18 protein-coding genes are annotated in these 19,762 nt (G+C 66.9%); 3 read left to right on the forward strand and 15 right to left on the reverse strand.

The window, feature by feature from the left end:
* Window positions 1-85 precede the first annotated feature (85 nt).
* Window positions 86-1,906: an ABC transporter ATP-binding protein gene (locus tag J0I42_RS07020; RefSeq protein ID WP_291654107.1), complete on the forward strand. Its 1,821-nt coding sequence runs from the start codon at window positions 86-88 to the stop codon at window positions 1,904-1,906.
* 9 nt (window positions 1,907-1,915) lie between these two features.
* Here J0I42_RS07020 and surE read toward each other — a convergent pair whose 3' ends face one another.
* From surE to J0I42_RS07065, 9 genes are all read right to left on the reverse strand, one after another.
* Window positions 1,916-2,680 carry a 5'/3'-nucleotidase SurE gene (gene surE, locus J0I42_RS07025; RefSeq protein WP_291654108.1) on the reverse strand — a complete coding sequence of 255 codons (765 nt, stop codon included), beginning with the start codon at window positions 2,678-2,680 and terminating at the stop codon, window positions 1,916-1,918.
* A 2-nt stretch (window positions 2,681-2,682) separates the two neighbouring features.
* A complete protein-coding gene (locus J0I42_RS07030) occupies window positions 2,683-3,828 on the reverse strand; it encodes an MBL fold metallo-hydrolase (protein WP_291654109.1) in 1,146 nt (381 codons plus the stop codon).
* A 10-nt stretch (window positions 3,829-3,838) separates the two neighbouring features.
* The gene (locus J0I42_RS07035; RefSeq protein ID WP_291654110.1) at window positions 3,839-4,930 is read right to left on the reverse strand and encodes an ABC transporter ATP-binding protein; all 1,092 of its coding nucleotides are present in this window, start codon (window positions 4,928-4,930) and stop codon (window positions 3,839-3,841) included.
* On the reverse strand, window positions 4,918-6,630 hold the full coding sequence (locus J0I42_RS07040; RefSeq protein WP_291654111.1) for an ABC transporter permease: 1,713 nt from the start codon (window positions 6,628-6,630) through the stop codon (window positions 4,918-4,920). Before J0I42_RS07040 ends, J0I42_RS07035 begins: the two co-directional genes overlap by 13 nt.
* 17 nt (window positions 6,631-6,647) lie before the next feature.
* Window positions 6,648-7,655: an ABC transporter substrate-binding protein gene (locus J0I42_RS07045; protein ID WP_465247652.1), complete on the reverse strand. Its 1,008-nt coding sequence runs from the start codon at window positions 7,653-7,655 to the stop codon at window positions 6,648-6,650.
* Between the two features lie 131 nt (window positions 7,656-7,786).
* Entirely contained in the window at window positions 7,787-9,022 is a 1,236-nt protein-coding gene (locus tag J0I42_RS07050) for a dihydrolipoamide acetyltransferase family protein (protein ID WP_291654112.1), read from the reverse strand.
* Window positions 9,022-10,032, reverse strand: coding sequence for an alpha-ketoacid dehydrogenase subunit beta (locus J0I42_RS07055; protein WP_291654113.1), 1,011 nt, complete (start codon window positions 10,030-10,032; stop codon window positions 9,022-9,024). The genes J0I42_RS07050 and J0I42_RS07055 overlap by 1 nt, the downstream gene beginning before the upstream one ends.
* 1 nt (window position 10,033) lies before the next feature.
* The gene (locus J0I42_RS07060) at window positions 10,034-11,035 is read right to left on the reverse strand and encodes a thiamine pyrophosphate-dependent dehydrogenase E1 component subunit alpha (RefSeq protein ID WP_291654114.1); all 1,002 of its coding nucleotides are present in this window, start codon (window positions 11,033-11,035) and stop codon (window positions 10,034-10,036) included.
* A complete protein-coding gene (locus tag J0I42_RS07065; RefSeq protein ID WP_291654115.1) occupies window positions 11,032-12,393 on the reverse strand; it encodes an NAD(P)H-dependent oxidoreductase in 1,362 nt (453 codons plus the stop codon). The genes J0I42_RS07060 and J0I42_RS07065 overlap by 4 nt, the downstream gene beginning before the upstream one ends.
* Window positions 12,394-12,508: 115 nt before the next feature.
* Here J0I42_RS07065 and J0I42_RS07070 point away from each other — a divergent pair, with 115 nt between their 5' ends.
* Window positions 12,509-13,567: a sugar-binding transcriptional regulator gene (locus J0I42_RS07070; RefSeq protein WP_291654116.1), complete on the forward strand. Its 1,059-nt coding sequence runs from the start codon at window positions 12,509-12,511 to the stop codon at window positions 13,565-13,567.
* Window positions 13,557-13,913: a hypothetical protein gene (locus tag J0I42_RS07075; protein ID WP_291654117.1), complete on the forward strand. Its 357-nt coding sequence runs from the start codon at window positions 13,557-13,559 to the stop codon at window positions 13,911-13,913. Before J0I42_RS07070 ends, J0I42_RS07075 begins: the two co-directional genes overlap by 11 nt.
* Window positions 13,914-13,917: 4 nt before the next feature.
* On the opposite strand, the gene J0I42_RS07080 is transcribed toward J0I42_RS07075, so the two are convergent.
* The 6 genes from J0I42_RS07080 to J0I42_RS07105 form a co-directional block, all read right to left on the reverse strand.
* Entirely contained in the window at window positions 13,918-14,439 is a 522-nt protein-coding gene (locus J0I42_RS07080; RefSeq protein ID WP_291654118.1) for a hypothetical protein, read from the reverse strand.
* Window positions 14,440-14,451: 12 nt separating this feature from the next.
* On the reverse strand, window positions 14,452-15,381 hold the full coding sequence (locus tag J0I42_RS07085; RefSeq protein ID WP_291654119.1) for a nucleoside hydrolase: 930 nt from the start codon (window positions 15,379-15,381) through the stop codon (window positions 14,452-14,454).
* 1 nt (window position 15,382) lies between these two features.
* Window positions 15,383-16,147: an ATP-binding cassette domain-containing protein gene (locus tag J0I42_RS07090; protein ID WP_291654120.1), complete on the reverse strand. Its 765-nt coding sequence runs from the start codon at window positions 16,145-16,147 to the stop codon at window positions 15,383-15,385.
* A 71-nt stretch (window positions 16,148-16,218) separates the two neighbouring features.
* Window positions 16,219-17,163, reverse strand: coding sequence for a sugar ABC transporter substrate-binding protein (locus J0I42_RS07095; RefSeq protein ID WP_291654121.1), 945 nt, complete (start codon window positions 17,161-17,163; stop codon window positions 16,219-16,221).
* 38 nt (window positions 17,164-17,201) lie between these two features.
* Window positions 17,202-18,158, reverse strand: a complete 957-nt coding sequence (locus J0I42_RS07100; RefSeq protein WP_291654122.1) for an ABC transporter permease — start codon at window positions 18,156-18,158, stop codon at window positions 17,202-17,204.
* A gap of 69 nt (window positions 18,159-18,227) precedes the next feature.
* Window positions 18,228-19,745, reverse strand: coding sequence for a xylulokinase (locus tag J0I42_RS07105; RefSeq protein ID WP_291654123.1), 1,518 nt, complete (start codon window positions 19,743-19,745; stop codon window positions 18,228-18,230).
* Window positions 19,746-19,762 lie beyond the last annotated feature (17 nt).

Raw genomic sequence — 19,762 nt, forward strand, 5'->3', positions numbered from 1 at the left:
AGCTTCGTGTCCGTAGCAAGGCCCTTGCGCCGTGTACCGGCATGCGCCAGTGGCGCTTGCAAGGCTGCCATGATAGGCCCCCGGCATGAAGATCGGCCGCGTCACCGACGACACCCTCGCGCTCTTTGCCCGTGTCTGGCGCGAGCAGATCAGATCCTACCTTCCGCAGATGCTGATGATTCTCGGCCTCGTCGTGGTCATTGCGGCGACGACGAGCTTCTATCCGCTCCTGATCAAGGCGGCGTTCGACGCCTTCGCCGATCCATTGACGGCCGAATCGACCGGCTTCGTCCGGCGCATGGAACGGCTGGTCTCGAAGTCGATCGGCTATGATATCGGCGTCATCAACGCGGTGGCGACCGTGGTGGTGATCGTCACGGCGATCAAGGGCTTCTCATTGCTTGCGCAGACGGTAATGACCAACAATGTGGTCAGCCGTATCGAGGCGGACATGCAGACGGCGCTCTACGGCCATCTGATCGACGCCGATCTGGCCCAGCTCCAGCGCGAGAACCCCGCTTCCCTCACACAGCGCTTCACGACTGATTTCACCTTCGTCAAGGAGGCGCTGACGCGCATCGTCAATATCGCGATCCGCGACGTGGTCACCGCGATTGCCCTGGTCGGCGCGTTGATCTGGATCGACTGGCAGATGACGCTGGTGGTGCTCCTGATCGCACCGGTGATCGCCCATCCGATCGGTCGAATCGGCCGCAAGCTCCGGCGGATGGCCAGTTCACAGCAGGAACAGACCGGCCTGATGGCCAATCTCGTCACCGAGAGCCTGCAGGGCGCCCGTGTCGCCAAGACCGACCGCCTCGAACCCTATCTGAAGGACCGCGCCGCCAATGCCTTCGAGGCGATCCGGGCGCTGAAGATGAAGGCGGCCAATGCGCGCGGGCGGCTCGATCCGCTGCTCGAGGTCGGTGGCGGCCTTGCTGTGGCGGGCGTGCTCGCCGCCATCGGCGTGCGCATCACCTCCGGCAATTCGACGGTCGGCGATTTCACCGGCTATGTCTCGGCGTTACTGCTCGCGGCCCAGCCGATGCGCTCGCTCGGCAATCTCAATGCCATCGTCCAGGAGGCGGGCGCGTCGCTGAAGCGCTATTACGCGCTGATGGACGAGAAGCCGCAGGTGCTGGACCGGCCGAATGCGAAGCCGCTTTCTGTCGGGGCCGGCGAAGTCGCCTTCCGCCATCTGCGCTTTCGCTATCGCGAGGACCAGCGCGCGCTGGAAGGGATCGATCTCCTCGCGCAGGGCGGGAAGACGATGGCACTGGTCGGCCGCTCCGGATCAGGCAAGTCGACGCTGCTCGCGCTCGTGCCACGCCTCTACGACCCTACCGCGGGCCGCATCGAGATCGATGGACAGGATCTGCGCCATGTCACGCTGAGGAGCCTGCGCCGGCAGGTCGGCGTCGTCAGCCAGGATGTGGTGCTGTTCGACGACAGCGTGCGGGCCAATATCGCCTTCGGCCGACCGGAAGCGTCGGAGGACGAGATCGTCGCCGCGGCGAAGGCGGCTGCCGCGCATGAGTTCATCATGGCGATGCCGGGCGGCTACGACGCCTCGGTCGGCGAGCGTGGCCACAAGCTTTCGGGCGGCGAGCGCCAGCGCATCGCGATCGCACGCGCCATCCTGAAGAACGCGCCGATCCTGCTGCTCGACGAGGCGACCAGCGCGCTCGACACGGAATCCGAGCGATTGGTCCAGCAGGCGCTGGCGTCACTGATGAAGGGGCGCACGACCATCGTCATCGCACACCGGCTCTCGACGATCCGCGAGGCCGACCTGATCGTGGTGATGGACGAGGGCAAGGTCGTCGAGACCGGCAGCCACGACGAATTGTTGGCGCGTGATGGTGCCTATGCCCGCTTGCATCGGATGCAGTTCCTCGAGAGCTGAGCGGGCGACTCAGCTCGCAGGCTGCTTCAGCGCATTGTTGAGTTCGTCGGCGAAGCCGGTATCCAGCGGCGCACCATCGCTCCAGCAATGGCGGACGATGGCGATGCGGCCTGAATCGATCAGGCTGTTCTCGTCGCCGGGACGGCTTGTGTGCGGACGCCCGCGCCGGATGCGCCAGACGATCTTCTCGCCTTCTTCCGAGACGATATCAGCCGCGCCCGCGATCTTGTCGCGGCCGATACCGGCGAGGCCGATTTCGGCCGACAGGTCCTTCGGCAGATTGACGCTCAGGAATGTGCCCTCGCGGGTCCAGTGCGCGCGTGTCCGCCAGAGATTCTTGATCAGGGCGGCGAGCGCGGCGACGTCGCGCTCCTCCGAGGTCCCGCCCTTGGTGCGGGAGAAGCCGATGGCGGGAAGGTTCCAGAAACTCGCCTCACGAGCGATCGAGAGCGTGCCGGAATAGGCTGCATCCTCGGCGGCATTGCGGCCGTCATTGACGCCGGAGAGCACGAGATCAGGAGCGCCGCCGTCGCGGAAGAGCACGGTCATCGCTGCGACGACGCAATCGGCGGGCGTGCCGCTCAGCGCGTAGACCTGCGGTTCGCGGCGGCTGAGCGTCAGCTCCTTGTCGAAGGAGAGATGGTGGCTGGCGGCAGTCCATTTCCGCTCGGGCGCGACAACCCAGATATCGGAGGCGATGCGGGCGGCGGCTTTACGCAGTAGGGCGATGCCGGGAGCGTCGATGCCGTCGTCATTGGCGATGAGGATGCGCATGGTCAGACCTCGATGACGTCGCTGGGCTTGAGGCCCGTGACCAATCCGGGAATTTCTTTGGCCAGCAAGGCTGCGGTCGCGGCATCGCAGGAATGGGCGAGGATGCGGCCGGCGCCGCTCGCCGCCGCGATGGCGATGTTCTCGGGCAGCGTCGGGTGGGTCGGGAAGCGCAGCCATTCGGCTTCGCCGGCGGCCAGCATGTGGTCGGCCGGGCTGCCCTTGGGAATGCCGCCGGTCAGCAGGACCGGATGCCGCTCGCGATGGGCTTGCGCGAGTGCGGCCTTGGACGGCCCGGCGAGTCCCATGCCGTCATCGACGAGCAGGGCGGCGGCGGGGAGCGGTTGTCCCTCTTCCCAGAGCAGCGCCTCGGCGAAACGCGCCGACAATGTATCGGCGGCACCGGGCTTCAGCCATGTGGAAGCGGCGATCTGCTGAGCCAACGCCGCGCGCATCGAGGGGTGGATCGCGATCGGCGTGTCGATCAACCCGATCAGTTCGACGGAACGACCGGAGAGCGGCGTCGGCAACACGGCGCCCTGTGGATGGACCGCGAGCCAGCGCTTGATGGCGGCGCCACGCTCGACGGCAGGGATGCGGTCCGGGCCATAGGAGGCATCGATCAGCAGCAGGTCGCAGGGGGGCAGCGCATCCGTGGCGAAGACGGGGCTATCCGGCACGACGTCGCCGCAATAGCCCAAGCTGCGGCCGTCTGCGCTCAGATGGCACCAGATGCCGCCGACGACATGGCCGCTGCGGCCGGTGCGGATCGCGATCGGGCCGATAGCGAAATCCGAGCCGTGCGTGATGATCTCGACGGGGGCTTGTCTGGCGAGCTTACGCTCCTCCGGCGTCGCATAGGCGGCGAGCGTCGCGTCGGTTTCGCTCGCGGATTCGGCACTCATCAGAATGCGGCCGGCAAAGCCGTTGGCGAGGCACCAGCCGAGCGCGGCGACGTGGTCCTCATGCGCATGAGTGACGATGATCGCATCGGTGCGTTCGAGCTCGGCGCGCGTAATCGCCGGGTGGTAGGCGCCGCCGCGTGCACTGGTGTCGACGCCGACATCGAGCAGGAGCCGGGTCCCACCGTGCTCGATGCCGATACAGGTCCGGCCCTTCTCGCCGACCCCGCCGTGAATCCTCAGTCTCATGCCGCCGGTCTCACGCAGCCTTGTCCAGGGAGACGCTTTCCGGGATGATCCAGCCGTCGGTGATGGCGATGTGGATGGGCTCGCCGGCCTGGGCTGGCGAAGGCTCGGCCGCGTCGAGATGCAGGATCATGTCCTGATTGGCTCCGGGGCGAGCCTCCATGCGGAAGAAGCCGCCCTGATAGGACAGGCGTTCGACCGTGGCCGGGACACTGCCCGGCCCCGCTGCGGTGATGCCGATGTCGCGGGCCCGCAGACAGAGCCTCGCCTGATTGTTGACGGTCTGGTCCGGGCGGCAGCGGACGATCGCCTCGACACCGAGCACGCCGACCTTGCAGCGCCCCGCCTGAGGCGAGGATAGGATCGTGGCCGGCAGCACCATGCCTTCGCCGATGAAGCCGGCGACGGTCACGTTGGCGGGCTCGCGATAGAGCAGCGAGGGCGTGGCGAGCTGGAGCAGGCGGCCGCGATCCATCACGGCGATGCGGTCGGCCAGCGCCATGGCCTCGGCCTGGTCATGGGTGATGTAGACCATGGTCGTGCCGGTACGCTCATGGAAGCGGGCGAATTCCTCTTCCATCGAAGCGCGCAGATGGACGTCGAGATTGGCGAGCGGCTCGTCGAGCAGCACCAGCGAGGGCTCGGTGACGAGGCAGCGGGCGAGCGCGACGCGCTGGCGCTGACCACCCGACAGAAGGCCCGGCCTCCGCTCGGCGAAACCGTTCAGGCCGACGAGATCGAGTGCAGCGGCGACCCGCTTCGCCCGTTCGGGATCGCGCACGCCGGCGACGGTGAGGCCGTAGGCGACGTTTTCCGCCACCGTCATATGCGGCCAGAGTGCATAGGACTGGAAAACGATGCCGAGCTTGCGATGTTCCGGCGGAATATGGGTTTCCGCGGAGGAGACCAGGCGGTCGCCGATGCGGATCTGGCCGCCGTCGAGCTTGTCGAAGCCGGCGATCTGGCGCAGCAGCGTGGTCTTGCCGCAGCCGGAGGGGCCGAGCACCGCGAGGAACTCGCCGTCCTCGACGGCGATCGAGACATCGTCGAGCGCGAGATAGGAACCGAAGCGCTTCTGGGCGCGGTCGATGGTCAGTCGCGCCACGGCAGGACTCCCTGGGGCAGTTTCTGGGCGAAGAGGCTGGTGGAGGCCATCAGGCCGATCGTGACGATGACGGTCACGGCCGCCAGCGCCGAGGCATAGGTCGAATCGCCGCCCTGCTCGAAGGAGAAGACGACGACGCCGAGCGTCTCGGCGCCGGACGACCAGAGCAGGGCTGAGACGGTGAGTTCGTTGAAGGCGGTGAGGAAGACCAGCAATGCGCCCGCGACGGCAGCCGGCGCGACCAGCGGGAAGATGATGGTGACGAGCCGGCGCGGCAGGCTGGCGCCGGCGATCTGGGCGGCCTCCTCCAGGGTGCGGTCGATCTGGAGATAGCCGCTGATGACGGGGCGCAGGCCGAGCACCAGGAAGCGGGCGAGATAGGCGAAGACGATGATCCAGACCGTGTTGTAGAGCGAGACGTTCAGCACAGGCAGAGGTTTGAGGAAGAGCAGGATCGCGGCGATGGCGAGCACGACGCCGGGCATCGCATAAGGCAGTTCGGCGGCGAGATTGAGCAGTCGCAGCGCCCGCGACTTTTTCCAGACGATGAAATAGCCGAGCGGCACGCAGATCAGCACGATCAGGGTCGCTGCGCCGGCCGACATCAGGAAGGAATTGACGAAGGCGCGCTTCGAGGCAGCGTGCTCGAACAGCACATAGGCGTAGTTGGCGAGCGTCGCGGTTTTCGCGTTGAGCGGCACGCCGAAGGCGGGGATCAGCGAGGTCGAGAGCAGGCCGAGGAAGGGCATCGCCAGGACGAGGATCGCGAAGACCCATAGTCCGATCTCGACCGGCCGGCGCCAGCGGCCGAGCTCGAAGGGGCGCGCCGCGCTCGAGGTCGTGGTGATCCGGAAGTCGCGCCGGCGCAGCATCAGGTCCTGCAGGAGGATGCCGGCCATCGCGATGACGCCGATCAGCAGGGAGAGGATCGCGACCTCGGAGAGCACGCCGGGCCCGAGGCCCGCGAGACGTTGGTAGATCAGCGTCGGCAGGACGAGGAAATTGCCGGGAATGCCGAGAAAGGCGGGGATGCCGAAATTGCCGAGGCTGGAGACGAAGCAGAGCGCGATGCCGGCGACGAGCGGCGGCGTCATCAGCGGCAGGACGACGGTGCGCAGCACGGTGAGCGGGTGCGCCCCGGCGGCGAGGCCGGCCTCGATCAGTTCCTTCGGCAGGGCGCGCAGGCCGGCGCGCAGGGTCAGGAAGACCAGGGGCGCATATTGCAGGCCGAGCAGCAGGATGATGCCCTCGCGCGAATAGAGCGGGTTGCGGCTGCCGAGCGGCGGCGCCATGCCGACGAGCTTGAGCAGCGTGCTCGACGGGCCGAAGAGCTGGAGCCAGGCCAGCGCCGTGACCTGCGGCGCGATCATCAGCGGCAGGACGAAGCAGAAGGTGAAGGCGTTGCGGGCGCGGATATCGGTCAGCGTCGCCAGCAGCGCCACGGTCCCACCGATCAGTGTCGCGAGGATCGTGCCGGCGATGGCGGTTGTCAGGCTGTTCCAGGTCGCCGTCCAGGTCGCCGGGCTCGCCATGACCTTGCCGAGCGCCGTCGCCGAGAGTTGACCGCCAGGGGCGAGTCCCTCGACGATCAGGCGCCCGATCGGCAGCAGCGACAGGAGTGCGACGAGGCCGACGAGCCCCCAGAGGAGACCCGTCTCCTCGACGCGCGTACGCAGCGTCGCGGGATCGGCGAGGGACATGCGCACGCTGTCCGGGCTCAGTTGCCGAACATCGTGGCGAAGCGGGCCTTGTCGGCCTCGGTCGCCTTGACTACGGCCGCGATGTCGGAGGCCATGACGTTGATCTTGGTGCCCTCCGGCAACCAGGCGGGCGAGCCGATGCCGGGCTTGGCGGGGATATAGCCCATGGTCAGCGCGAGCTTCTGGCCGTCATCAGAGAGGATGAAGTCGACGAAGGCCTTCGCGGCGGCCTCGTTCTTCGTGGTCTTCACGATGGCGACGGGTTCGGTCACGGCCGGCGCGCCCTCCTTCGGGAAGACGAACTCGATCGGTGAGCCCTGCTTCTTGGCGTTGAAGGCCATGAAGTCGACCAGCACGCCGTAAGATTTCTCGCCGCTGGCGACGGATTTCAGGACGGCGCCGTTGCCGCGCACGGCGACAGCCTCGTTCGCCTTCAGCCCCTCGAACAGCTTCCAGCCGAGATCGGGACGGGCGGTCATGGTGGAGAGCATGATTGCGGCCGCGCCGGAATAGAGCGGGCTCGGCATCGAGATCTGGCCCTTGTAGGCGGGCTTGTCGAGATCGGTCCAGGAGGCCGGCTTTTCCTTGGCGCCGGTGTTGTAGGCGATGCCGGTAGTGATCAGCTTTGAGCCGAAATAGGTCTTGTCGGGGTCGAAGGAGCCGGGCTGGAGCCCATCGGTCTTGGCTGCGGGATAGGCGAGGAGCTGCTTCTGGTCCTTCAGGATCTCCATGCTTGCGGCGTCCGCGATCAGCAGCACGTCAGCGCCGGGCTGGCCGGCCGAAATCTCGGCGGCGAGCTTGCCCATCACCTCGGTCGTGCCGGAGCGGAAGATCTCAACCTCGACATTCGGATAGGCCTTCTTGAAGGCGGCCGTGGTCTGGGCCGCGTCCTTCTCCGGCTGCGAGGTGTAGAGCACGAGCTTGCCGGAGGGCGCCTGCGCGAAGGCGGGGGCGGCGGCAAGCAGGGCAGCGGCGGCCGTCATCATCAGGCCGTGTCGCGTGAAGCGGCGTCGTGTCAGGGTCATGGTCTTGTCTCCTCCGTTGTCGCGATGCCGACCTTTACGCCAAATGCGCTGGTCGATCTTCGTGTCAGATCGTCATCTCAGGTCAGCTCGTGCCGGTCATTCGCGATGCGACGACCGGCTGTCGTCTTCCTTCACAGAAGCAGCTCGGGGTTTTCAAGGGCCTCGCGCAGATCGGCCATGAAACGGGCGGCGGCGACACCGTCGACGATGCGGTGGTCCGATGACAGTGTGAAATTCGCCATCGGCCTGAGCACGACCTGGCCTTCGCGCCCGACCGGCTTGTCGACGGTGCGGCCGACAGCGAGAATCGCCCCCTGCGGCGGGTTGATGATCGCCGTGAACGAGTCGACGCCATACATGCCGAGATTGGAGATGGTGAAGGTGCCGCCGCCGAGCTCGGCCGGAGTCAGGGTGCGCTTCGCCACGCCCTCGCGCAGTCTCGCGAATTCGTGCGTCATGGCGCGCATATCCATGACGCCGGCATCGCGCAGCACGGGCACGACGAGGTCGCCGTCGCGCTCCATCGCGATGCCGATATCGATGCGCTCGTGGAAACGGGTCGCTTCGCCCTCGGCCGAGGCATTGATGACCGGGTGATCGCGCAGGATGCGGGCGGCGACGCGGGCGATCAGCACGGTCAGGCTGGGCTTGGGCGCGCCGATGCGCTCGTGCCGCTTGGCGAGGCGGCCGAGCAGGTCGCGCGCGGCGCTCATCTCGATCTCGGACGTCAGATAGAAATGCGGGGCGGTGCGCATGCTCTCGGAGAGCCGGTTCGCGACGATGCGGCGAATGGCCGAGAAGGGCTGCAGGCGGTCTTCGGAAGCATTCGCCGATAAGGTCGGTGCGGGGCGCGTCTCCTGCGCCGGAGCGCAGCGCGGCCGCTGCTCCAGATGTCGCTTCACGTCGGCTTCACCGATGCGGCCACGCGGACCGGTGCCAGCCACGGTCTTGAGGTCGAGCGCATTTTGCCGGGCGATGCGGCGGGCGAGCGGGGTCGCACGCAGGCCGGACGAGGTCGGTGCGGCCGCAATCGCCGGCGTGGCCGGTATCTCGGTCTTCGAAAGCAATGTGGCAGCCGCCACGGTAGCCGCAGCGGCTGCCGGCCCGGACGGTGTGGTGGCGGCCTCACCGTCGAGGTAGATCCACGCAACGGGTGTTCCGACCGAGATCGGCACGCCGATTTCTGCCTTGATGTTCCGGATCGCGCCGCTGGCGGGGGCCTCGACCTCCATCACGGCCTTGTTGGTGCCGATCTCGAAGATCGTGTCGCCCTGGCGGACCTGGTCGCCTTCCTTGACATGCCAGGCCTCGATCGTGCCCGTCTCCATGTCCATGTCGACCTTGGGAAGGATGACCTCGATGGGCATCAGGCTTCCCCGCGGCGGACGAGATTGGTGGCGGCGGCGACGATGTCGTCCTCCTGCGGGACGGCCGCCTTCTCCAGAACCGGATTGTAGGGGATCGGCACATCGGCGCCGCCGAGCCGGATGATCGGCGCATCCAGGAAATCGAAGACCTCGCTCTCGGCGATCATCGCCGAGATCTCGGCGCCGATGCCCATGGTCTTCACGCCCTCGTAGACGACGAGCAGGCGATGCGTCTTGCGCACGCTCTCGGCGATGGTGGCGAAGTCGATCGGGCGGATCGAGCGCAGGTCGATGACCTCGGCCGAGATGCCGTCGCTGGCCAGACGTTCGGCCGCGGCTTCCGCCTTGCGGGCCATGATCGAGGAGCCGACGATGGTGACATCCGTACCCTCGCGCCGGATCGCGGCCTTGCCGATCGGCACGCGATAGGCCTCGGCCGGGACATGGCCCTTGGTCTTGTAGAGCAGCTTGTGCTCGAAGATCAGTACGGGGTTGGGGTCGTCGATCGCGGCGAGCAGCATGCCCTTGGCATCATGCGGCGTGCTCGGCTGGAGAACCTTCAGGCCCGGAACATGGGCGAACCAGGCTTCAAGGCTCTGGCTGTGCTGGGCCGCCGCACCTGTGCCCGAGCCGCCGGGCAGGCGCACCACCATCGGGACGCTGGCCTTGCCGCCGAACATGAAGCGGATCTTGGCCGCCTGATTGACGAGCTGCTCCATGGCCAGCGTGACGAAATCCGAGAACTGGATTTCGAGCACAGGCCGCATGCCGGTGATCGCGGCGCCGACCGCCGCACCGGCGATGCCGAGCTCGCTGATCGGGGTATCGATCACACGGTCCGTGCCGAAGCGGTGGACGAGGTCTCCGGAGACGCCGAAGGCGCCGCCATAGACGCCGACATCCTCGCCGAACAGGAAGACGCGTTCATCGGCCTCCATCGCCTGGCCGAGCGCCTCGCGCACCGCCTCGGCATAGGAAAGCTCGCGGATCTCGGTCGCGGGTTCGAGCATGTCAGAGGGCATAGACGTCACGGGTCAGGTCTTTCGGATCGGGGTCCGGGCAGGCGCGGGCGAATTCGACGGCGGCGTCGATGTCGCGCTGGGCGTCCTCTTCGAGCTTCATCAGCGCAGCCGCGTCGAAGCGGTCATGCGCCTTGAGTTCGTCTTCGAGCCGCCGGATCGGGTCCTGGCTGCGCCATTCCTCGATCTCCTCCTTGGAGCGGTAGAGATTGCGGTCGCTCTTGGAATGGCCGCGCCAGCGATAGGTCTTGCATTCGATCAGCGAGGGGCCTTCGCCGGAGCGGGCACGCGCGATCGCGACGGCCGCGACGGCCGCGACGCCGGCGAGGTCGTTACCATCCAGGCAATGGCCGGGCATGCCGTAGGCCGCCGCGCGGTCGGCGACGTTCGGCACCGCCATGGCGCGGCCGATATCCATCGACATGCCGTATTTGTTGTTCTCGCAGACGAAGACGACCGGCAGCTTCCAGATCGAAGCCATGTTGAGCGCCTCGTGGAAGGCGCCCTCGTTCGAGGCGCCGTCGCCGAAGAAGACCATGCAGACCCGGCCATTCTTCTGCGCCTTGATGCTCATGCCGACACCGACCGCGATCGGCAGGCCGCCGCCGACGATGCCGTTGGCGCCGAGATTGCCGCCCTCGACATCGGCGATATGCATCGAGCCGCCGCGGCCCTTGCAGTAGCCGGTCTCCTTGCCGAAGAACTCGGCGAACATCAGCTTCGGCTCGGCACCGCGGGCGATGCAGTGGCCGTGGCCGCGATGGGTCGAGAGGATATAGTCGTGGGCTTCGAGCGGCAGCGTCGTGCCGACCGCGCTCGCTTCCTGGCCGATCGAGAGATGCATCGTGCCGTGGATCAGCCCGCGCATGTAGCTCGCCTCGGCCGCCTCCTCGAACTTGCGGATCAGGTGCATCCGGGTCAGCGCCTGCGCCACCGTCGCGTCGTCGAGCGCTGCAAGTTCCGGCCGCTGGTTCGGCTTCTGATGGGCGCTCATGCCTGGGCTCCGGAGGTCAGCGCGGCGATCATCGCGTCCTGCGCACGGCGCACCTCGACGATCTTCAATCGTTCGTCGGGTGTGGCGTCGGCCAGCGTGATCAACTCGCCCTTGCGGACGGGCCGCGTCATGGTCGCGCCCTGGGCGAGGCCGATCGGCAGCGCCTTGCGCGCCTGCGCATCGGCGCGGGAGAGCGCGAAACCTCGATAGCCGTATTCGCCGATGGCATCGAGCGTCTCGCCGACCGCGAGATCGCGCTTGGCGACGCAGCCGACCTCCGAGGTCGGCACCGGCAGCGGGCGCATATGGCTCTGGTTGAAGATGACGGCGGCGGCGGCCGAAAGCGGCACTTCCAGGCTCGTCAGGTGATAGGGCCGGAAGAAGGAGTAGTACGGGCCGGGGCCGAGATGCAGGTCGCTCATCCGCTCGCGAACGCGGGGATGACGCATCTCGGCGACGGCGAAGACGCCGGGCGCGACGCCCTTGGCCACCGAGAAATCGACGACGCCCTTCTGCGAGAGCAGACCGCCTTCCTCCTTCGGGCAGAAATAGTTCTGCAACTCGTCCTTCGGCGCGGCCGGGCCGTGCATGCCGGGGATATCCGGCACGAAGCCGCAGGCATTAGCGATGGCGACCATCTCGACCATCGTCTTCGAGCCGTCGACGAACTCGACGAGCATGCGCGGGTTCATGTTCCGGCGCGTGGCTTCCTCGACATAATCGGCCGGAACGGCGTCGATGCGGAACGGATTGTTCTTGCCCTTGCCGGCGGCGACGACGGGATAGCCCATAGCGCGGACGAAATTGATCAGCTCCATCGCGGCGGCAGGCTCGTCGCCGGCGCCCAGCGTATAAACCACGCCGGCCTTGGCGGCCTCGACGGCGAGATAGGAGCCGATGGTGATATCGGCCTCGACATTCATCATCACGATATGCTTGCGCGCCGCGATGGCGGTCAGGGCGACACGCGAGCCGGCTTCCGGGTTGCCAGTGGCGTCGATGATGACATCGACATGGGGCGAGCGGCAGATCAGGTCGAGCGAGGTCGTGGCGACGATGCGGCTCTTGCGGCGCGCCGCGTCGAGCCCGGCCTCGTCGGTGACGTTGTCGACCTCGCCCTTTCGCCCTGCGAGCGCAGCGGCCTCCGCAACGCGATCCGGCGCGATATCGGCGACGGCAGCGATCTCGATGCCGGTCATTTGGGAGATCTGGACGACGATATCGGTGCCCATCTGGCCGGCGCCGATCAGGCCGACACGGACGGGTTTGCCAGCCTTGGCGCGCAATTCGAGGGCTTCGGCCAGGGACAGGCCGGCGACGGGCACGCCCAAAGGCGGCTGCGGCTGGATCGCGGCCATCGTCGATATCTCTCCCTAGGACATATGTTCTTTAGTTGGAACAAAAGGACATGTCATTCGTCCTGTCAAGCGCACAGATGTTCAAACGGGTTGCCTTCGGGGCCGCGATGCGGTGATGCTGGTGCAAGTGCCCGAGGCGGCGCGGCAGGGAGCGCTCGTGGAAGACGCATTCGGAGCAGGACAAATCCAAGGCGAAGTGCCGGTCGCGGAGGCAAAAGTCCGGGCTGCATGGCTCTACTATGTCGAGGGCCTGACCCAGGAGCAGATAGCCGAGGCGCTGGGGCTCAGCCGGATCAAGGTGATCCGCATGCTGGCGGCGGCGCGTTCCGAAGGACTGGTCAAGATCAGGATCGATGCGCGCTCGGCCCGGCAGGCGGGTCTGGAGCGCGGCCTCGTCACCGCTTTCGGCCTGAAAGAGGCGGTGGTGGTGCCGGCGGCGCGCGATGCGGCCAGCGTCTCGGCGCTCGTCGGCTATGCCGCTGGTCTCTGGCTTTCAGACAAGCTGACCGACAACATGTCACTGGCCGTCGGCTGGGGGCAGACCCTGCATCTGGCGCTCCGCGGCATGCAGCCGCGCCATGTCGAGGCGATGTCTGTCGTCTCGCTACTGGGCGGCCTCACCCATTCGCGCAGCATCAACCCCTCGGCGGTGGCGCGCCGCGTCGCCGACATGTTCGGGGCCGATTGCTTCCAGTTGACCGCGCCGGTTTTCGTCTCGAATGCCGAGATCCGCGATGCCCTCTGGCGTGAGCCGACCTTGCGAGACCTGCTCGACCGCGCGCGAGCGGCCGATGTCGCGCTGGTCAGCGTCGGCGATCTCGTGCCGGGTTCGACGCTGTTCCGCGAGGGTTTGCTGCCGCAATCGGATCTCGCCGGCCTGAAGAAGGCCGGGGCGGTCGGCGATCTCGTCTGCCATTTCATCGATGCCGAGGGCGAACTGGTGGATCATCCCGTGAACCGGCGTATCATGGCGGTGAGCCCGGCCGATCTCAGGGGCATCGGCCTCGTCGCGATTGCGGCCGGCGGCGCCCATAAGGAACATGCGATCCGCGCGGCCCTGAGAGCCAGCGCGGCGAAGGTGCTGATCACCGATGAAGGCGCTGCCGAAGCCCTGCTGGCCGGCAGTGCGATCACTACAAAGGGAGCCGAGGGGGAGACACGCCATGGCCAATAATTTCGAGCAGTTCGCGCGCAATTCCCTGCAGTTCCGGCCGTCCGACATCCGCCTTATGCTGGAGCGGGTGCATTCCCATGTCGTGAAGCCACGCATGTCGGCAGAAGAGCTGCTGGAGGTGGTGCAGGGCCTCGGTTTTTCGACCGTCGAAGCCTTCGGGGACCAGATCGGCCTGGAACGAGTGACCTCGGAGAGCTGGGCACGCTACGGCCTATCGCGGGACGCCGCGCAGCTTCTGCTCGCGCTACTGAACTATCGCCAGCGCCTGCTCGACGCGATGGACGATTTCGAGAAGACGACCCAGATTCCGCTGGACGGGTTCTTCGAGAACCAGCAGCTACCGTAACGCGTCAGCGGCAGAAATCGGCGCAGCCGACTTCCCAGAATGCTTTGCCGGATTCAAGTGCCGGCACTGACGGGCGTGGCTTGCGACCGGGCAGGTCGGCGGGGACGGGTTTGACCCATTCCCACCAGCCATGGGCGCATTGGGAGCGGAAGGCCATCTGGTCGGAGATCGAGGTGTTCTCCTGCTCCAGCACGGCGTCGAGCGCCGCGCAGGCTTCACGCAGGCGTATGTCATGGGCGTCGCTGCCATCGTTGGCGTAGTCGTGGAAGGCTTCGGTGAAGGCCTCCATTTCGCGGGCGATATGAGGCCAGTCGGAACGTCCGAGATTCCAGGCATCCATCCATTCGCGCACGACGGTTTCGACCGCTTCGGCCTTGGGCTTGTCCTTGACCTTGCGGGCGGTGGTCAGCATGTGGCGCATCAATTCGGCGCGGGCATGGGCGTGGCGCGCACGCAGGGCCGCCTCCTGCATCTGCGCGATGGCTTCCGCGGCTTCCTGCTGCAGTGCTTCGACGAAATGCGGCATGGATTTAGTCTCTCAGGGCAACGTGGCGAGGCGTTCGATCATCTGCTCGAACAGCTCATGAGCTTTCACGGTCGCGACGACATGGGCGTTGGGCTCACGCTTGAGGCGACCGTTCCAGTCGATCGTGGTGCGTCCGCGCAAGGGGCCGTCGCCGGTCTCGACCGCAACGAAGCAGTCGCGGCCGTCGAATAGCTCAGGCCAAAGCAGGTAGGCGATGACGCAAGGGTCGTGCATCGGGTGGCCATCGGAGCCGAGCCTGCCGGGTCGGGGGCGGGTCAGCATACCGTGAACGGCCTTGCCCGCCGCGTTGCCGAGCGTGCCGATACGGGCGATCTGATCGTGGCTGGCGATGGCCTGCAGCGTGACGCCGAGACCGAACATCACGATCGGCCGGCCGCAACCGAAGACGACCGCCGCCGCATGCGGATCGACATAGGTGTTGAACTCCGCGGCGGGCGTGATGTTGCCGAGCCCTATGGCGCCGCCCATCAGCACGATGCGCTCCACCTTCGGCAGGATGTCGGGTGCGAGTCGGAAAGCCAGCGCGAGATTGGTCAGCGGGCCGAGTGGGCAGAGCGTGATGCCGTCCGCGGGTGCGGCACGACAGAAATCGATGATCGCCTGCACGGCGTGAACGGGTGCCGCCAGGCTCCGCGGCTGGGGCAGGTCGGCACCGGCCAGCCCATCGGGACCGCAGACAAATTCCGCGGTTTCGAGCGCGCAGACCAGCGGCCCCTCGGCGCCGCGATGCACGGGGATATCGTCGCGACCCGCGAGATCGCGGATGCGCAGTGCGTTCGCCGTGGTCTGCGCGACCGGGACATTGCCTGCGACCGTGGTAATCGCCCTCAGATCGATCCAGTCGGCGCTGGCGAAGGCGAGGAGCAGAGCGACGGCGTCGTCCTGACCGGGATCGGTGTCGACGATGATCGTTTTGCGCATCTCAGGCCGCCCTGGCGTTGCCGGCCATGATCATGTGAGCGATGTCGTCGGCGGTAAGGTCGCCGAGCGGCCGGTCGACATATTTGCGGCCGGCGCCCATGATGACGACGCGGTCGGCGAGCGCCACGACGTCGCGCATATTGTGGCTGATCAGGATGACGGTGCGCCCGTCCGCCTTGAGCTTGCGGATGAGGTCGAGGACGAGCGCGCTTTCCTTGACGCCGAGTGCGGCGGTCGGCTCGTCCATGATGATGATCTCGGCGTTCCAGCGCAGCGCGCGGGAGATCGCGACCGCCTGGCGCTGGCCGCCCGAGAGGCGCTCGACCGGCCGGGTCATGTCGGTGACGGCGGCGGAGAGCTGCGAAAGGTAACGCTGCGATTCAGCGATCATCTTCTTCTTGTCGAGGATGCGCAGGAAGGGCAGCAGCACCGGCTTGGTCAGCTCCGAACCCATGAAGACGTTCTGGGCGATGGAGAGGCGCGGGGCGAGGGCCAGATCCTGGTAGATCGTCGCGACACCGTTCTCCAGCGCGTCATGCGGCGAGGCGAAGGTGACCGGCCTGCCGCGCAGACTGATCGTACCGCTCGTCGCCTCCTCGGCGCCCGAGATCACCTTGATCAGGCTCGACTTGCCCGCACCGTTATCGCCGCAGAGCGCCACGACCTCGCCCTTGAAGATGTCGAGATCGACATCGCGCACGGCCACGACCGGGCCATAGGCCTTGCCAATGCCGCGTAGCGAGAGGAGGGGAGTGGGGTTGGTCATGGCCTGTCCGGGAATCGCAGCGGCACGTTTCCGTCATGCCCGGGTGGGCCCGGGCATGACGGTTCCGATCCTCACTTCTTCAGGAACTGCTGGACGTTGTTCTTGTCGACCAGTACGGCTTCCGTGAAGAGATAGGGGCCCGACGTGATGCTCTCCTTCGGCTTCTTGTCGATGACGATCGCCTGGATGGCGTCGACCGCCTGTTTGCCCATCTCGTCGAAGGGCACTGCGACGGTCGCCATGAGGGTCGAATTCGGGTCGGCGATGCGCTCGTAGCTTTCCTTGCCACCGTCGACCGAGACCAGCGGGACCTGGCCCTTCTTCACCCCTTGAGCCTGCAGGAGATCGTCGATGATGTAGGCCTGGCCGTCGAAAGAAGCCCAGATGCCGTTGATCTTGCCCTGGTTCTGCAGGAGCAGGGCCTGCATGCCGGCGCGGACATCGTCGCGCCAGCTTTGGGTGCGGGCCATCGAGAACTTGCCGAGCTCCTTCACCGCCTGGTTCTCGGCGAGGACGGCGTCCAGCAGACGGCCGCGGATGCGCGAGGCGACGTTCAGGTCGAAGCGGGCCGAGATGATGTTGCCCTGGTAGCCGAGCTGGCCGAGCAGATAGAGCGCGGCATCGGCGCCGACCTTGTACTCGTTGGTCTGGATATCGAAGAGCGCATGCGGGCTCGAACCCGACTGGACGGTGATGACCGGGATCCTGGCATCCTTTGCCGCCTTGAACTGGGCGTCGGCCTCGACCGGTTTGCCCATGGCGATGATGATGGCGTCGACCTTCCTGGCGATCAGTGCATCGAATTGCTCCGCGTGCTTCGGCAGTGCGCCTTCCGAGTTCAGCAGCGTGACGTTCCAGCCCTTCGCCTTGGCTGCGGCTGCGGCGGCATTGGCGACGCGCGCATGCGTTTCTGATGTGAACTGGAAGCCGATGATGCCGACCTCGAACGCTCCGGCCGACTGGCCCAGCGCGAGAAGCGCCGCGGCGGCCACCAGCATTTTCCTCAAACCGAACATGAAACCCTCTCCCAACATTCTGCCTGCTGTCGTCGAAATCAGACCTTGAACGCCGCCTTCTTCATCGCGCTGGCCGAGAAGGCGACCGAGCCGATGATGATCGCGCCGAGCACGATATCCTGGATGTAATAGGGCGCGCCCATCAGCACCAAGCCGTTGCCGAGCACCTTGAGCACCAGCGCCGCAAAGACCGTGCCGGGTATGTTGGGCTTGCCGGGATCGAACATGGTCATGCCGAGCAGTACGGCGGCGATGGCATAGAGCAGATAGTCGCCCGCCATGTTCGGCGCGGCCGAGGACAGGTTGGCGGCGAGCAGCATGGCCATCAGGCCGGCGAAGACGCCTGAAAGCAAAAGGCCGATCCGCTTCATCCGGGCGGTGGCGATGCCGGCGAGCCGCGCGGCTTCGTCCGCCTCGCCGGTCGCGACCATATGCGCGCCGGTCCGCGTCCATTTGACGAGCCCATAGGCGAAGAGCGTGGCGCCGGCCATCCAGAGCACGAGATTGGGGATGCCGAACGAGTAGCCGCGGGCGAGCCCGGTGAAGCCGACCGGCCAGCGCCCGACGAAGGCGACGCCCTGCGTGATCATGAAAGCGAAGCCCTTGGCGATCGCGGCGGTGCCGAGCGTCATGATCAGCGAGGGGATGCGCAGCACGGTGACGCCGTAGCCGTTCAGCGTGCCGAGCACGATGCCGACGCCGATGGCGGCCGATACCGCGACGGCCGGCGGATATTGCGCATGGACCAGCCAGCCGCAGACCACCGCCGCGAGGCTCGCCATCTCCGCGACCGAAAGATCGAGCTCGGCCACGGTGAAGGCCAACGCGAAGCCGAGCGCGAGGATGGCGAGGAAGCTCGTGTCCTTCAGCACGTTGATGATGTTCATCGTGCTGGCGAAGTTCGGGGCGAAGATCAGGAAGAACAGGATCAGCGCCAGGCCGGCGAGCGCCGTGCCATAGCGTCCGATCAGTTCGCGCGGGTCGATGCGGCCCAAGCTCAGCTTCCCTTCTTCGCGGTCACGCGCGCCAGCACCCGGTTTCGAATCCTCGGCATGGAGCGTCCTTTACGCGGCGCTTGCCGAGTTGGCGAGGCCGGGCAACGCGGCGGTGTTCTGCGCCAGCGCGACGAGATCGGCCGAGATCGGCGCGAGTGCCGCCTCGCTCTGCCGATAGAGGGCATAGAGTGCGTTATAGGCCGTGCGGCGGGATGCGTCGGGCTCGTAACGGTGAGCAATGCTGACGAGTGCATCCTGCGCGGCTTCCAGCGACGCGAAGCGGCCAAGACCCGTCCAGGCGATGATCGCCGCGCCGAGCAGGCCGGGCTCTTTGGCGGTCCCCACTGCGATTGGCCGGCCGCAGATGTCGGCCTTGATCTGTGCCCAGGCCGGATTGGCTGCCGCGCCGCCACCGAAGCGGATCTCGTCGACGCGGGCGCCGAGTGCGCTCTCCGCGCGTTCCAGCACGAGCCGGTTCTGGCAGGCGACGCCTTCGAGCACGGCATAGGCGAGATCGGTCGGGCCGTGCCGGCGGCCGAGCCCGATGAAGGCGCCGCGCAGGTTGGGGTCCCAATAGGGCACGCGCTCGCCTTGCAGATAGGGCAGGAAAATGAGCGGCTGCGGATGGCGCCGCCCGTCCAGCAGGCGCTCGATGGTCTCCCCGACAGCGCCTACGCCGCCGAGCAGGCCGGCGAGCCAGGCGGCGGTGTCGGCGCCGTTCTGGCTGGGGCCGCCGAGATGCCAGAGGCCGCGCCAGTCGACGGAGATCAGTCCCTCGGCTTCCGCCTGTTCGGGGCCGAGCACGCCGAGCACCTCGGTTGTGCCGGAAATATTGTAGGCATAGCCCGGTCGAAGGGCGCCCAATCCGGCCACGGCTGCCCAGGTATCGTTGCAGCCGCAGAGGACGGGGATGCCGGCCAGCCGGTCGAAGGGATCCGGCAGGCCGGGGCGGACGGATCCGATGGTCTCGGTGGGTTCGAGGATGGCCGGGATCACGCTGGCCGACAGGCTGATCGCCTCAAGTCCCGAGGAGCCGTTGGTGGCATCGGTGCAAGCGATGAGCCGCGCCAGTGAGACCGGGTCGCTCGCCTGCCGACCGGTCAGGCAGAAGTTCAGGTAGTCCTTGGGCTCCAGCACGCAGGCGAGCGCGCGGGTGTTCTCCGGCTCGTTCTCGGCCAGCCAGGCGAGGCGGGCGAGCGGGTGGAAAGCGTTGATGCGGCCGGCTTCGGAATGACCTGCCAGTACGTCGCGCAGACGGGCAGCGATGCTGTCCGACCGCGCATCTTTCCAGGTCATGGCTGGACGCAATTCCTGCCCATCATGGCCGACAAAGACCTGCGTCCGGGTCACGCCGCAGATCGCGATGCCTTGGACGTTTGCGAACAACTCCGGTGCTTGGTCGGCGAGCTTGCCGCAGGCTTCGAGCAATTGCGCCCACCAGGCCCGCGCAGAGATCTCCGAGCGATCGAGATGGTCGTCCAGGACGGGGCCGGGGACGGCATGCTCGGCCAATGTCGTCCCGCGATCGTTGATCAGCGCAGCACGGAAGCTGCTGCCGCCAAGATCACAGGCGAGTACGACGCTCATCGTCCGGCTCCGGCCGA

It is taken from the genome of Allobosea sp., assembly GCF_017308015.1.
GTDB lineage: Bacteria > Pseudomonadota > Alphaproteobacteria > Rhizobiales > Beijerinckiaceae > Allobosea.